This is a genomic window from Pelagerythrobacter marensis, from assembly GCF_036700095.1.
Classification (GTDB): Bacteria; Pseudomonadota; Alphaproteobacteria; order Sphingomonadales; family Sphingomonadaceae; genus Pelagerythrobacter; species Pelagerythrobacter marensis_A.
Genome location: NZ_CP144918.1, coordinates 2820329 through 2834816 on the forward strand (window position 1 = coordinate 2820329; position 14488 = coordinate 2834816).

The window sequence follows — 14488 nt, forward strand, 5'->3', positions numbered from 1 at the left end:
GCGGTGGCCGAGTATACGTTCTTCTTCAATCCGATGAGCCGGGCCCAGATTGCGCGATGGGCACTGCACGAGGCGGCTGTCGATTACGAACCCGTGTTGGTTTCGTTCGACGACAAGCCGGCTGCATTGCTCGAAGCCAATCCGCTGGGCAAATTGCCCACGATCGTCCATCACCATGAAGGGCGTGATCATATCGTGACCGAGGCAGCGGCGATCTGCCACTACCTGGCCGAGATGTCGGCGCCCGAACTGCTGCCCCAGCCGCATGAGAAGGCCGATTATTTTCGTTGGCTGTTCTATGCCGCGGGGCCACTGGAACAGGCGGTGACGGCGCATATGCTCGGCTGGGAAGTGCCCCCCGAAAGGGAGATAAGCGCCGGGTTCGGCAATTACGAACGCGCGCTCGATGCAATCGAAGGATGGCTGGCCAGGCACGATTATGTGTGTGGCGAGCGCTTCACGATGGCCGATGTCTATGTGGGCAGCGCGATCGACTGGGGCCTCCAGTTCGGGTTCATCCCGCAGCGCGAGGCGTTCGAAACCTACGCGGCCCGCTTCCGCAAGCGGCCAGCCTATCAGGAAGGCAAGGCGATCGACGGCAAGCTGATGGCGGAAATGCAGGCGGAAGGCGGTGACGCATGAGCTATGCCAGCACATGCCATTGCGGCGCGATCGGGGCGACGATTTCCGGCGACTTGCCGGCAGAGGCGATGACCTGCAATTGCTCGATCTGCCGGCGCAAGGGCACCGTTCTGCACTTCGTCCCGGCAGGCGAAGCGACGCTCGAGGCGCCGGCCGACAAGCTGGGCGACTACACTTTCAACAAGAACGCCATTCATCACCATTTCTGCCTGGTCTGCGGCTGCACGCCCTTCACCACCGGGACCGACCCGCAAGGGAACGAGATGGTCGCGGTCAATCTGCGCTGTGTGCCCGAATGCGATCTCGACCGATTGAAACTCACGGCCATAGACGGCGCCTCGTTCTAACCGAAAACCGCGCTCTTCCGCAGCAACTGGTAGGCTTCGACCACCCGACCGAGGCGCGCCTCGTGCCGGCGATCCCCGCCATTGCGGTCGGGGTGGTAACGGCGCACCAGTTCCGAATAGCGCCGGCGCAGGCGCCGCAGATCCGTGTCGAGGCCCAGCCCCATCGTTTCCAGCGCCCTGGCCTCCTCCGCGCTGAAGCGGCTGTCCATCGCCATGCGCGCCTCGCGCTCGGCGCGGCTTCGGATACCGCTTGCGCGCGCGGAAATGGCATCGAGCGGATCGTCGAAGTCCGCCCAGCGCGGCATTCCGTCGACTCCGCCGGGCGGCCGGAAAGCATGGCTTTCGGTCCGCCAGCCGGCACCGGGCGCCTGTACGGCGAGGATCTCTTCCGCGCTCATCCCCTCGAACCAGTCGTACCCCGCGTTGAACTCGCGCACGTGGTCGAGGCAGAACCAGCGCCACTCCCCAGGCCCGTCGAACGAATTGCCGCGCGTGCCGGGCGCGCGAAATTCGCCCCGCTCGCTGCATCCCGGCCTTTCGCACGCGCGCCCGCTGCCCTCGCACCGCCCATGGAACTTCGTCTGCTTCACGCCATTAGGATGGGCATGGACAAGCGCAATGGGAACCCCCAAACCGGGCAGATGACCACTCCGTTGCAAACCGAGATCGAATCGCGCCTCGCCGAGGCATTCTCCCCCGTCCGGCTGGAGGTCATCAACGACAGCGCCAGTCACCGCGGCCATGCGGGCGACGACGGCAGCGGCGAATCGCATTTCACGCTGGTGATCGAAAGCGCCGCTTTCGCCGGGAAGAGCCGGCTTGAACGCCAGCGGATGGTGAACCGGGCGCTGGGCGACATCCCGGGCGACCGGGTCCACGCCCTCGCCATTCGCGCCTTCGCGCCGGGCGACAACTGATGGCCTACGACCTCTGGTACTGGCCGAATATCCCCGGACGCGGGGAATTCGTGCGGCTGGCGTTGGAGGCGGCGGATATCGCCTATCGCGACAGGGCGCGCGAGGAAGGGGCCGACGCGCTCGTCGCCGACTTGCAGGCGCGCCGCGGTCTGCGCCCGTTCGCGCCGCCCTATCTCGTCGATGGCGATTTCGCGATCGCGCATGTTGCGCATATTCTGGCCTGGCTGGCCGACAGGCACGGTTTCGGTGCCGGCGACCTGCCCCGCGATCTCGAGTTGATCACGCTCCAGCTCACGATCAGCGACATGGTCGCGGAAGTCCACGCCGTTCACCATCCGATCGGCGCAGGTCTCTACTACGAAGACCAGAAGGAGGCTGCGGCGCGCGCCGCCGCGCAGTTTCGCGAGGAGCGCATTCCCAAGTTCCTCCACTATTTCGAAGATGCGCTGGCGCCCAACGGCGGACCGTTCGTGCTCGGCAGCGGCTGGAGCCATGTCGACACCTCTCTCCTCCAGCTGGTCGAGGGTTTGCGGTACATGTTCCCGCAACGGATGGAGACGCTGGGCGAGCGCTATCCGCGCCTGCAAGCCTGCTGCGAGGCCGTGGCCGGGCTGGCGCGCGTGGCGGCCTATCGCGCGTCCGACCGCTGCATCGCCTTCAATGAAGAAGGTATTTTCCGCCACTACCCGGAGCTAGACAGCCGATGATCGAACAGACGATAACCCCGGTAACCCACGACCTCGGCCAGTTCGAAGTCCGCCGCGCGATCCCCTCGCGGGAGCGGTCCATGGTCGGCCCGTTCATCTTCGTCGACCAGTTCGGCCCGGCAGAGCTGGACATCGGCGCTGGCATGGACGTGCGGCCGCATCCGCACATCAACCTGGCCACCGTCACCTGGCTGTTCGAAGGCGCGATCGACCATCGTGACAGCCTGGGCACTTTCGCCACGATCCGTCCCGGCCAGGTCAACCTGATGACCGCGGGCAGCGGCATCGTTCATTCGGAACGCAGCCCGCAGGGCGAGCGCGATCAGGGCGCGCGGCTCTATGGCATGCAGACCTGGCTCGCGTTGCCCGACGGGCAGGAGGAAATCGCGCCGGCGTTCGAGGCGCAGACCGATCTGCCGGTGGTGGAGGACCGATGCGCCCGCGCCATCGTGATTATGGGCGAGCTGTGGGGCCGCCGCGCGCCGACCACGACCCATGCCGGGACGATCTATGCCGAAATCGCGCTCGCCCCCGGCGGCACGATCCCGGTCGAAGCCGAGGCGGACGAACGCGCCGTGATGCTGGTCGAAGGTGCGGCCACGATCGGCGGACAGCCTCTGACATTGTTTGCGCTGACCGTCCTCGCGCCCGGCCAGGCGATGACCCTGGCGAGCGAAAGCGGCGGCCGGGTCATGCTGCTGGGCGGCGAGGCGTTCGCCAGCAAGCGCCATGTGTGGTGGAACTTCGTCAGCTCCGACCGCGAACGGATCAACCAGGCTAAGCGCGATTGGCGAGACGGGCGCTTTCCGATCGTCCCGGGTGACGAAGACGAATTTATTCCCCTTCCCGAAAAGGCAACGACAGTGAGCTATCCATGAGCTTCGACGGACAGGTCGCCTGGATCACCGGCGCATCGTCGGGCATCGGCGCGGCACTGGCGCGCGAACTGGCGGCGCGCGGCGCGCGGATCGTGCTGTCGGGCCGGGACGAAGCGCGCCTTTCGGCGGTTGCGGCGGAGCTGGACACGGACACGCTGTGCCTGCCCTTCGACGTGCGCGACGACGCGGCAATGGCCGCCGCGACGCGCGCGGCGATCGACTGGCAGGGCGGTGTCGATATCGCGATTGCCAATGCCGGCGTTTCACAACGCGGAACCGCGCGCGAGACCGACATGCAGGTCTATCGCGACATCATCGCGATCGACCTGACCCAGCAGATTGCCTTTGCCCAGGGGCTGGTGCCTCATATGGCCGATCGGGGCAGCGGCCGGCTGGTATTCGTCTCCTCGGTCGCGGGCAAAGTCGGCGTTCCGATGCGCACCGCCTACTGCGCCGCGAAATTCGGACTGATCGGCTATGCCGACGCGCTGCGTGCCGAGCTGTCGCAATCGGGGGTGGAAGTTCACGTGATCGCACCGGGTTCGGTCGCCACCGATGTCAGCCGCAATGCGCTGACCGCCGACGGATCGAAACGCGGCAAGAGCGACCCGGCCATCGACAACGGCATCCCGCCAGACGAGGCCGCGCGCGAAATGGTCGATGCAATCGCGCTGAACCAGCGCGAGATCGTCGTCGCGCGCGGAATGGAAGAGGCGCTGGGCAAGCTGCGCCAGACGCCCGACCAGGTGTTCGATCAGGTCGCGGCCATGGTTGCGAGCGGATATATCGAGAAAATGAAAGCGGAGGGATAAGGCATGGAACAGACGCGCGTGACACTGGCAAACGGGATCGAACTCGACACCGTCGATATCGGCCCCAGGGATGCCCCCGCGCTGATTTTCCTTCACGGTTTTCCCGAAAGCCACCGGACCTGGCGCCATCAGCTGGCCCACCTTTCGGACCGTTTCCGCTGTATCGCGCCCGATCAGCGCGGCTATCGCGGATCGTCCAAGCCGCAGGAGGTAGAGGCCTACACTCCCGACAAGCTGATCGGCGACATCTTCCTGCTGGCCGATGCGCTGGGAATCGATCGGTTCACCGTCATCGGGCACGACTGGGGCGGCGCGATCGCCTGGGGAACCGCCCTTGCCGGGCAGGCGAACGGCCGGGTCACCCGCGCTGTCGTGGCCAATGCGCCGCATCCGGCCATTTTCCAGAAACTGCTCTACACCAACGAGAACCAGCGCAAATCCAGCCAATATATCCGCGGGTTCCGCGACCCCGCCAACGATGCGCTGGTGCGCGAACACGGGCTGGCCGCGCTCCTGATGCAAGAGGTCAAGTGGGACCGGCCGAGCGAGATGGAACCCGCCGAGCGCGAGGCTCTGCTACGCGACTGGCAGGATCGCGACGCCGCCTTCGGAATGCTCAACTGGTATCGCGCAAGCCCGGTCGACGTGCCGCCGCTCGACGCGCCCTACGAGCTGCCCGAAGGCTGGACCCCGCCGCGCCTGCCCAGGCTGACTATTCCGACGCTGGTGATCTGGGCGATGGACGATCGCGCGCTGCCCCCGGAAAACCTCGCGGGGATGGACGATCTGATCGAAGATCTGACCCTTGTCGAAGTGCCCGACTGCGGCCACTTCGTCCCCTGGGAAGCGCCTGCGAAGGTCAATGCGGCGCTGGACGCATTCCTGGCGGACACGAACTGAGCTTCCGGCCGCACGGCACCTGCCACCGACAGCGAACGCTGGCTCCCCTCCCTCTGCCGAGCAAGGGGAGCTGTGGCGTCGCCTGTGCCAGGAAGATCAGAACGCGACGCGCACGCCGCCGAAGAACTCACGCCCTTCGAGATCGTTCAGAACCGAGGTGAGGTTCTGGCTTCCACCGGAATTGAGGCCATCCGGCATGAACGGCCCGAGATCGTCGAACACATTGTTGACGCCGGCGTAGATCGAAAATCTCGGGTTATCTCGGAAAGAATACCGCATGTAAAAGTTATGGTAGTCCTGGCTACCGACTTTGAAATAGGCATTGTCGGTAGGCAGGACGTCGTTGTCGTCGACACCCCCGCTCTGATAGAGCGTAGTCCAGGTTGCCCGGAAACCGCCGACCGAATAGCCCACTTTGGCGCGGAATTCGTCTTTCGGATGTCCGATCTCGCCCAGATCGACGCCGGTCTGCGGGCCGGCGATCGACAGGAACGTGAACTCATCCTCGAAATAATGCGCATACCGGACGTCGAAATCGACGGAGCCGGGCAGAAAGCCCAGTTCTGTACGATAGTTCGCGGTGACATCGACACCGGACACCTTCACACTGTTCAGGTTCTCTTCCTGATTGACGATCTGCGTGACGCGACCGCTGCTGGCATCGCGGGTGATGACGCTGCAGAACCGATTGTCGGGGAAATTGGCGTCGCCATAGCAAAGATCGGCGGTTAGCTGAGAGGAAATCGTGCCGATCGCGCCCTTCACCTTGATATTGTAGTAATCGACGATCAACGAGAAATTCGGTAAGAACGACGGCGCGATCACGGCGCCGATCGTGAAGGTATCGGCCGTTTCTTCCTTCAGATTCTGATTGCCCGCATTCGGCCCGCTGATCGAACCGTCGAATTCGAACGCATTGCCGGCATTCTCGGGATCGTTGAAAAACGCCTGGATGCCGGGTTCGGCAAGGCAGTTTGCGGCGATGGTTGCGGCAGACGCCGTGCTCCCGGGTGCAGGAGTGATCCCGCTGCCATCGGGCATCAGACCGTGGCACGGATCCCTGAGATCGTCGGCATCGCCGCGAGGCGCGGAAAAGAATTCGGTGATCGTCGGCGCGCGTTGGGATCGCGAATACTGCCCGCGAAAGCGCAAGCCGTCGACGGGCGTGAAGCTGCCCCCCGCGTTGTAGCTCAAGATGGTTCCGACCGTCGAATAATTCGCAACGCGGCCGGCCAGCTGCAGCGACAGCATATCCCGAATGATCGGGATATCCGCTTCCGCAAACCCTTCGATGACGTCGAACTGGGCCCGGATATCGGGGATTACGGAAGCGGAAGTCAGTTCGAATTCGTTGTCGGCATCGCCGTCCGTATCCTGCTTTTCCTTGCGATACTCGAATCCGGCGGCGAACTTCACAGGGCCTGCGGGAATTTCGAACAGATCGCCGTTGATCGACCCGCCGGCGGTATACTGTTGCCGGATCTGCTTCAGGAACGAGGTATAGCGAATATAATCGGCCGCAGCGGGCGAGATCGAGTTCGTCCCGAAGATGTTCAGCGGAACGCACCCATCCGCGCGCGCTGCCGCGTCGACGCAGCGATATCCGCCGGAGCCGTCCGCTTCGATGTCGAGCGCATTGCGGATGTTAAGGTAATTGACCTCGTTCAGCGTGGTCTGCCGCTGTTCGAAACGACCGTAAGTGCCATACACTTCCCAGTTGAGCGGCCCGAAGAACCCTTCGGCGCCGGTAATCAGACGCAATGTATCGCGCTTGTTGATCTTTTCGCGCTTCCCGAGTTCGTTGAACCTGCGCGACCAGCTCACACTGCCCGACCGCGTTTCTTCCACTTCGGGCGGAATGAACGGATGAGACGCCGGCATCGAACCGATGTCGCCCAACTCGTTGAGTACGCCGACGTCCGTCGTGTTGCTGGCCGTACGCGGAGACGTTTTCGTCCTGGTGTCGACAGCGGAATAGAACGCGTTGGCGAAGACCGTAACGTTCGGCGTGATATCGAAGGTCCCGCGAAAGGCGCCGTTGACGGATTCGAACTGCGGCGACAGCGTGCGTCCCGGGCGGAAGTTGTAACCGTCGACATCGGTCACGAAATCCTCCCCATCGGGGCGACCGTCCTGCGGCTGGAGCGACTCGTCGTTGAACCAGACGCCATCGACGTTCCAGGCATCGCCGGCCTCGAAGCGGCCGCCGGGCAGGATCGAACTCAGGCCGGGCGCAAAACAGTACCGGCCGCTGTCGTCGCAGCCGGGAAGATCGGTTTCGTCGTTCCAGCCCCCGACCGTCGGCGCGCGCCATTCCAGGCCGAGGAGCGAACCGGGCCGGGTTTCGTCGGCAATAATCGCGGTTTCCCGATCGTACGTGGCGCCGATCAGAATATAGCCGCGATCGTCGGCAAATTTCTTGCCCAGCGTCAGGTCGATCGTCGTTTCCCGTTCGCCGGACCGATCCGCCTTCCCATACCGGACATTGCCCCGGAATCCGTCGAGGTCGTCTTCGAGCAGAATGTTGGCAACGCCGGCAATGGCATCCGAACCATAGATGGCGGATGCACCGCCGGTGGTGACTTCGATCGATTTGACGAAACCGGCCGGGATCGTGTCGAGGCTGACGCGTTCGCCGTTGCCGGAATTGGATACCACGCGGCGGCCGTCGATAAGCACCAGGGTCCGGTCGCTCCCCAGACGACGCAGGTTGATCGTGCTCAAACCGGCATTCTGGGTGCTCAGCGCCGAATTGTCCGGCGTGATGTCGGCGCTCACGCCCGGAAGCTGCAGGATGATTTCGGCCGTATCGACGGTGCCGACTTCGTCTATATCGCTCCGACCCAGTATTTGCACCGGGATGGCCGCCGTTTCGTTCGACCGGCGGATGCGCGACCCCGTTACGACGATGGTGTTGTCACGCCCGGCAGCGGCCGAACTCTCCGCCGAATCCTGCGCCATTGCAGGGACGGCCGGAAGGCTCAGTGGAACGGCTGCGAGGATCGACGTGGCGAGCAGTTTCTTGCGCGGATTTATCACTGGTGCGTTTCCTTGAAGGCTATGAAACGGGATGATTATCCGGCTATCCGAGTGGCTATCCGATGTGAAGCTTTCACAAACTTTGGCCATAAGATACTGTTATTATGTTATTTCTCGTGAGCCCTAAACTCGGGTTTGTTTCTTTGTTGCGAAATGGAGACACTTTTCCTGCACGCAGCCGCAGATCGGCACGACGGCGATAACGCACAGGAATAGTGGCATGAACAAGCGTTATGCTTCGGCGGCCTCTCGGCATTGCCTTCGCAGTTCGGGACCTGCAGATGGCTTGCCTGCACTGCCCCACGCCAAGCCGAGAGAGGCCGAGAATTGACCGTTCACACCCCCGCCGGCCCTGCCCGCCTCCACCGCATGGTGAAAACCCTGGCGCTGATCCTGCCGCTCGCAATGGCGGGTGCGAGCGCACAGGCCAGCGAAGCGGCAATGCGCCAGGCCATCGCCGATCCCTTGCATCGGGCAGCCCCCGGCTGCGTCGCTGGTCGTTTCGAAGAGGGGCGTCTCGTGCAGTTCGCCGCCGCGGGATTTGCCGACATCGACAAGGGCCGGCCGCTCGGCCGCGACACGCTGTTCTACGGTGCCTCGCTGTCCAAGCAGTTTACCGCGCTGGCCGCGGCCACGCTGATTGCGGACGGCAAGCTCGCCCTCGACGACGATGTGCGGCGCTATCTGCCCGAACTGCCGCGCTATCGCGCGCCGATAACGGTGGCCATGCTCATGCACCACACCTCGGGCATTCGGGATTCGCTGGGCCTCCTGCGCATGGCCGGGATGAGCGACGTCGGCCGGGCCTCGAAGCAGGAGGCACTCCAGCTGCTGTTCCGACAGACTGACACCGCCTTCGTACCCGGAACCCGCTACGACTATTCCAACGGCGGTTACCTGCTGCTTGCCGAGATCGTCGAGCGTGTCTCCGGCATGTCGTTCGCCGAATATGCGCATCGGGCGATCTTCGCACCGCTGGGCATGCCCAATGCCTATTTCCTCGACGACGCCAGCCCCCGCCCGGGAACTTTTGCGCATGGTTATATGCCGGCGGACACGGCTGACGGGGCCGAGGGCGGAAGGTTCGTTCGGCGCGACACCTTTCCGCGCTTCAGCGGGTCGGGCGGATTGATGCTCTCGATGGCGGACCTCGAGCGTTACGAAGCCGACATCGAGCACGGTCACCGCGTTTTCACACCCGAAGTCGCCCGGATTCTCCTGACGCCGGGGCGCTACAGCGATGGCAGGGAGGTCGATGACGGCCGGGGGCTGAGCTATGGCGGCGGGCTGCACATAGGGCGCAAGGGTGGCCGGCGCGTGGTCAGGCACGGCGGTTCGGCCGAGGCCTTGAAGCATGCCTACCTGCGCCTGCCCGATACCCGCCAGGCCTTTGCAGTGCTGTGCAACCGGGGCGACTGGAAGGCAAGCGACAGGCTGGCGCGGGTCATGGCCGCCAGCGGCGTGCCGGCACCGGGCCTGCCCGACGCGCAACCGGTAGGACTGTTCCATTCCCCCGAACTGGACGCAGATTACCGCATCACCGCCGACGGCGCCGGATTGACCGTGCAAGTGACTTCGCCGCTGGTGGAGGAAGCGCAGATCCTTCGTTTCGCGCCCAAAGACGACGGCGCCTATCATAGCGGAGCGACAACGATCGCGCCGACCGGCGATCCCGCGCGCATAATCGTCAGCCGCGGCGGCTCGGGACCGATTGCCTTTACCCGCGTGCCGGCAGGGCCGGCAGGGAACGAATCTTCTGCGCCATAGACTTCGCCGCGCGCCCTACTCGTATCCTTGAAGATCGTGAAAGGAGGCAATCCGGGCACTATTCAGAGGTATTTCCCAGCCACTCCACCCATGCGCCATGCGGATGCGCAGTGGCGAGCAAAGTCCAGTTCGCCGGCCCGGGCCAATAACGCACGCGCAGTTCGTGGGCGAACGTCTCGCGGTTGGTCTCCAGCATGATCCACGCGAGCGGTTCGTCGGCCGTGGCCGCCTCGCCCGCTCGCTCCATGGCCTGCACGATCCTCTCGCGCGACGGTTCGGGGACATATTGCCACACGATCGAGTGGAACAGCGCGCGCGTTACGCCCGCGACCTGCGGCTCGGACAGCACCGCCTCCACCCAGTCGGCCGCACCCATCCGGTCGAGTTCGGGCGCACGCTCGCACGCCAGCCGGGCGGCGCAGTCGATCCGGCCCATCCGCTCGCGCGCTTCGGGCCAGACATAGCTTTTCAGCCGCAGCACGGTGTCGGGATCGCGCAAGTCCATCGGCTTGAGGTCGCAACCGCGGATGCCATCGATCCGCACCGGATCGGCGGGCGGCGGCGGCCCGCGCCATTCGGGCGCAAGGCGCATCGGCGAATCCGCCGGCCCTGCGGCCACACCGCCCAGGTCGAAGCGAAACCGTTCCATCATCGTGTTGATGCCCGCGCTGGCGCCGATCTCGTTCATTTCGAAGCGCGGGCCGAGCCGGCCCGACAGCCACAGCAGGCCCGCCATGATGCTGGCCGAACGGCCCGCCTCGTTGGTCTGCGGCGGATGGTCGAGCCAGGGGAGCAGGAGATGATCGTATGTCTCGACCAGGCCGGACACCAGTTCGTCCACCGCGCCCTGGTCGGTCGTCAGCCCGGCATAGACCGGCTCGAGCCGTTTGTCGGCCCCGCTCAGCAGCAGGTAATGCAGCCCGCCCGCGATCCGGAGCGGCATCGCGTCCTCCAGCACCAGTCCGTGCCAGTTGGCCATCCGGCGGCCCACCGCGGTTTCGGTTTCGAGCACGGCCAGCATCGCGCGGATGACCCGCGCCGTGCCCGGCGCCCCGGCCTTTTCGGCGTGCTGCGCCTGCCACTCGATCCCGGCGGGAACCGAGCGCGTATGCATGATCGCGTGCGGACTTTCCGCCATGTCCATTGCCCTTTCCGCGCCCCTTGCCTAAGTGCCGCGGCGCAATGGCAACACCGCTGACCTTCGCCATCCCCAAGGGGCGCATTCTCGAAGAGGCTCTGCCCGTGATGGAACGTGCCGGCGTCGTGCCGGAAGAGGCGTTCCATGACAAGGGCAACCGCAGCCTCACATTCGCCACTACGCGGGAAGACCTGCGCCTGATCCGGGTCCGTGCATTCGATGTCGCCACTTTCGTCGCGCACGGCGCGGCGCAGGCGGGCATCGTGGGGTCGGACGTGATCGAGGAATTCGACTATTCCGATCTCTACGCGCCGGTCGATCTCGCCATCGGGCACTGCCGATTGTCGCTCGCGGCGCCGGCCGAGGTGCCCGAGGCAGGGGCCGGCGCGAGCCACATGCGCGTGGCCACGAAGTATCCGAACCTGACCCGTCGCTGGTTCGAACGACAGGGCATCCAGGCCGAGTGCGTGAAGCTCAACGGCGCGATGGAGATCGCGCCCGCCCTGGGCCTTGCCCGACGGATCGTCGATCTCGTGTCCACCGGCCGCACGCTGGCGGAAAACGGGCTGGAGGAACGCGACGTGATCATGCAGGTTTCCGCCCGCCTGATCGTCAATCGCGCGGCGCTCAAGACGGACCCGCGCGTGGGCGAACTGGTCGAACGTTTCCGCGCGATCGCAAACGGCTCCGAGGCGGCCTGATGCGGCGCCTTTCGATCGCAGAGCCGGGATTCGAAACCGCCTTTGCCCGGCTGGTCGACGGCCGGCGCGAAAGCGACATCGCGGTGTCGCAGGATGTCGCCACAATCGTCGAGCGCGTCCGGCGCAAGGGCGATGCGGCGCTGGCGGAATATACCCGGCGGTTCGACAAGCATGATCTCGTCGACGATGGCGACTGGCGCATCGCGCCCGGGGCCTGCCAGGCGGCTTACGAACACCTGACCCCGCAGCTGCGCGAGGCGCTGGACCTCGCCGCACGCCGGATTGAAGCTTACCACCGCGATCAGTTGCCGTCCGATCGCGATTTTACCGACGACGCCGGGGTCCGCCTGGGCGCGCGCTGGCAGCCGGTCGATGCCGCGGGCCTCTACGTGCCCGGCGGCCGCGCGGCCTACCCCTCCTCGCTGCTGATGAATGCCATTCCCGCGCGCGTCGCCGGGGTCGGACGGCTGGTGGTGGTCACTCCCACGCGCGGGGGCGAGAGCAATCCGCTGGTACTCGCCGCGGCCCATCTCGCCGGCGTGGACGAGATCTGGCGCATCGGCGGGGCGCAGGCGATCGCGGCGCTGGCCTATGGCACCGAACGGATCGCGCGGGTCGATGTCGTGACAGGCCCGGGCAATGCCTGGGTGGCGGAGGCCAAGCGCCAGCTTTACGGCGTGGTCGGGATCGACATGGTTGCCGGGCCGAGCGAGATCCTGGTGATCGCCGACGGCGACAACGACCCCGACTGGATCGCCGCCGACCTGCTGAGCCAGGCGGAGCACGATCCCACCTCGCAATCCATCCTCATCACCGACGACGCCGCCTTCGCCGATCAGGTGGAGGACCGCATCGATATCCAGTGCGCCATGCTGGCGACTCGCGCCACCGCGCAGGCGAGCTGGCGCGACAACGGTGTGATAATCTTGGTCGAATCGCTCGACCAGGCCGTCCCGCTGGCCAACCGGCTCGCGGCCGAGCACGTCGAGCTGGCAGTGGCCGATCCCGGCGCCCTGTTCGCGGGCCTGCGCCACGCGGGCAGCGTCTTCCTGGGCCGCCATACGCCGGAGGCCGTGGGCGACTATGTCGCCGGGCCCAACCACGTTCTGCCCACCGGGCGCCGCGCGCGCTTCGCCAGCGGCCTGTCGGTGCTCGATTTCATGAAGCGCACAAGTTTCATCGAGCTCGATCCCGCTTCGCTCGCCGCCATCGGCCCTGCTGCGGTTGCGCTGGCCGAGGCCGAAGGGCTACCGGCGCATGCCAATTCGGTTTCCATGAGGCTCAAATGACATCCGCCCCTTCGCCCCGGCGCTCGATCGCGCGTTCGGCCGCGCGCCTTGCAGCCGTTCAGGCGCTGTACCAGCGCGAGATGGAGCGCACCGCCCTCGCCCGCCTGCTCGACGAATTTCACCAGCACCGGCTCGGCGCGGTGATCGAGGACGAGCACTATGCCGAGGCCGAAGTCGCCTTCTTCGACGATGTCGTATCGGGCGTGGATGCGCGGTGCGACGAGATCGACCTGCTGCTGAGCGAAAGGCTGGCCAAGGGGTGGAACCTCGCGCGGCTGGACAAGACGATGCTGCAGATCCTGCGCGCCGGAACCTACGAACTGCTCGCGCGGGCGGACGTGCCCGTCGGCACCGCGATCAGCGAATATGTCGACGTCGCCAAGGCCTTCTTCGACGACCGCGAGGCCAAGTTCGTCAACGGCATCCTCGACGCGGTGGCCAGGCAGGTGCGGTGAGCGGCGAGCTCGATCTGATCGAGCGCCTGCGCGCCCTCCCGCTGCATCCGGGGGCGCGAAACCTGGACGACGATGCCGCCGTGCTCCAGATCGGCGGCGAAACCCTGGTGCTGACGCACGACATGCTGATCGAAGGTGTGCATACCGCGCCGGGCCAGGACGCGGCCGACGTGGCGTGGAAACTGGTCGCGACCAACCTTTCCGACCTCGCCGCCAAAGGCGCGCGGCCCGTCGGCGTGCTGATCGGCTTCACCCGCGGAGGGGACGACGACCGGTTCGTCGCGGGGCTGGAGGAGGCCCTGTCGCATTTTGCCGTCCCGCTGCTGGGGGGCGACACCGTTGCAGGCGGGCCGCCGCGCAGTCACGGTCTCACCGCGATCGGCCGGGCAACGCATGTCCCGGTGCCTGCGCGCAGCGGCGCGCGACCGGGCGATGCGGTCTGGGTTACCGGCATCCTGGGCGCCGCACTGGCCGGGTACGAGGCCTTTCTGGCCGGCGACCGGCCGCGCGCCGACGCCTATCTGCGCCCTCGCCCCCTTGTCGAAGAGGGCATCGCGCTCGCCCCGGTGGCGACCGCGATGATGGACGTTTCCGACGGCTTGTTGCTCGACGCCTGGCGCATGGCGCGCGCCAGCGGGGCCAGCTTCGCGCTGGACAGCGCAGCGGCACCTGTCGCGCTGCCCGAGGGGCGCCGGGACGAGGCCCTGCGCTGGGGCGACGATTACCAATTGCTCTTCACCCTGCCCGCCGGGATCGCCCCGCCCCTTCGCGCGACCCGTATCGGTGCGGTGACGCGGCGCGAAGGCGATGCGGCGCTGATTCTCGACGGGGAGTCGATCGAATCACCCGACGGACTCGGCTACAACCATTAGGGTCGTTTTCAGCAAGGCCGAAGC

At 65.8% G+C, this 14488-nt stretch carries 15 protein-coding genes; 12 read left to right on the forward strand and 3 right to left on the reverse strand.

From position 1 onward, the window contains the following. Nucleotides 1-3: 3 nt before the first annotated feature. Both V5F89_RS13520 and V5F89_RS13525 read left to right on the forward strand, forming a co-directional pair. Complete coding sequence (locus V5F89_RS13520; RefSeq protein ID WP_338446152.1) at nucleotides 4-642, forward strand: glutathione S-transferase family protein; 639 nt, start codon at nucleotides 4-6, stop codon at nucleotides 640-642. Further along, complete coding sequence (locus V5F89_RS13525; protein WP_338446153.1) at nucleotides 639-989, forward strand: GFA family protein; 351 nt, start codon at nucleotides 639-641, stop codon at nucleotides 987-989. Before V5F89_RS13520 ends, V5F89_RS13525 begins: the two co-directional genes overlap by 4 nt. Here the strand turns inward: V5F89_RS13525 and V5F89_RS13530 are convergent. Continuing rightward, entirely contained in the window at nucleotides 986-1579 is a 594-nt protein-coding gene (locus V5F89_RS13530) for a DnaJ domain-containing protein (RefSeq protein WP_338446154.1), read from the reverse strand. The two genes, V5F89_RS13525 and V5F89_RS13530, sit on opposite strands and share 4 nt — an antisense overlap. Nucleotides 1580-1630: 51 nt before the next feature. Between V5F89_RS13530 and V5F89_RS13535 the strand changes: the two genes are divergently transcribed. The 5 genes from V5F89_RS13535 to V5F89_RS13555 are packed head-to-tail and all read left to right on the forward strand — an operon-like array spanning nucleotide 1631 to nucleotide 5203. Then, a complete protein-coding gene (locus V5F89_RS13535) occupies nucleotides 1631-1906 on the forward strand; it encodes a BolA family protein (protein ID WP_338447584.1) in 276 nt (91 codons plus the stop codon). Beyond that, the gene (locus V5F89_RS13540) at nucleotides 1906-2613 is read left to right on the forward strand and encodes a glutathione S-transferase (RefSeq protein ID WP_338446155.1); all 708 of its coding nucleotides are present in this window, start codon (nucleotides 1906-1908) and stop codon (nucleotides 2611-2613) included. Before V5F89_RS13535 ends, V5F89_RS13540 begins: the two co-directional genes overlap by 1 nt. Beyond that, the gene (locus V5F89_RS13545) at nucleotides 2610-3491 is read left to right on the forward strand and encodes a pirin family protein (RefSeq protein ID WP_338446156.1); all 882 of its coding nucleotides are present in this window, start codon (nucleotides 2610-2612) and stop codon (nucleotides 3489-3491) included. The genes V5F89_RS13540 and V5F89_RS13545 overlap by 4 nt, the downstream gene beginning before the upstream one ends. After that, entirely contained in the window at nucleotides 3488-4303 is an 816-nt protein-coding gene (locus tag V5F89_RS13550; protein WP_338446157.1) for an SDR family NAD(P)-dependent oxidoreductase, read from the forward strand. The genes V5F89_RS13545 and V5F89_RS13550 overlap by 4 nt, the downstream gene beginning before the upstream one ends. Before the next feature lie 3 nt (nucleotides 4304-4306). After that, nucleotides 4307-5203 carry an alpha/beta hydrolase gene (locus V5F89_RS13555; RefSeq protein ID WP_338446158.1) on the forward strand — a complete coding sequence of 299 codons (897 nt, stop codon included), beginning with the start codon at nucleotides 4307-4309 and terminating at the stop codon, nucleotides 5201-5203. Between the two features lie 96 nt (nucleotides 5204-5299). Here the strand turns inward: V5F89_RS13555 and V5F89_RS13560 are convergent, their stop codons facing one another. Beyond that, nucleotides 5300-8242: a TonB-dependent receptor plug domain-containing protein gene (locus V5F89_RS13560; RefSeq protein ID WP_338446159.1), complete on the reverse strand. Its 2943-nt coding sequence runs from the start codon at nucleotides 8240-8242 to the stop codon at nucleotides 5300-5302. Nucleotides 8243-8569: 327 nt separating this feature from the next. On the opposite strand from V5F89_RS13560, the gene V5F89_RS13565 reads away from it, so the two are divergent. Further along, entirely contained in the window at nucleotides 8570-10009 is a 1440-nt protein-coding gene (locus V5F89_RS13565; protein ID WP_338446160.1) for a serine hydrolase domain-containing protein, read from the forward strand. Nucleotides 10010-10067: 58 nt separating this feature from the next. Here V5F89_RS13565 and V5F89_RS13570 read toward each other — a convergent pair whose 3' ends face one another. Then, a complete protein-coding gene (locus V5F89_RS13570; RefSeq protein WP_338446161.1) occupies nucleotides 10068-11147 on the reverse strand; it encodes a DUF2332 domain-containing protein in 1080 nt (359 codons plus the stop codon). Nucleotides 11148-11191: 44 nt separating this feature from the next. On the opposite strand from V5F89_RS13570, the gene hisG reads away from it, so the two are divergent. From hisG to thiL, 4 genes are read left to right on the forward strand one after another with little or no spacing between them, the layout of a single operon-like run. After that, entirely contained in the window at nucleotides 11192-11848 is a 657-nt protein-coding gene (gene hisG, locus V5F89_RS13575; RefSeq protein ID WP_338446162.1) for an ATP phosphoribosyltransferase, read from the forward strand. After that, nucleotides 11848-13137, forward strand: coding sequence for a histidinol dehydrogenase (gene hisD / locus V5F89_RS13580; protein ID WP_338446163.1), 1290 nt, complete (start codon nucleotides 11848-11850; stop codon nucleotides 13135-13137). Before hisG ends, hisD begins: the two co-directional genes overlap by 1 nt. Further along, complete coding sequence (gene nusB / locus V5F89_RS13585) at nucleotides 13134-13592, forward strand: transcription antitermination factor NusB (protein WP_338446164.1); 459 nt, start codon at nucleotides 13134-13136, stop codon at nucleotides 13590-13592. The genes hisD and nusB overlap by 4 nt, the downstream gene beginning before the upstream one ends. Beyond that, nucleotides 13589-14464: a thiamine-phosphate kinase gene (gene thiL, locus V5F89_RS13590; RefSeq protein WP_338446165.1), complete on the forward strand. Its 876-nt coding sequence runs from the start codon at nucleotides 13589-13591 to the stop codon at nucleotides 14462-14464. The genes nusB and thiL overlap by 4 nt, the downstream gene beginning before the upstream one ends. The last annotated feature ends 24 nt before the right edge of the window (nucleotides 14465-14488 follow it).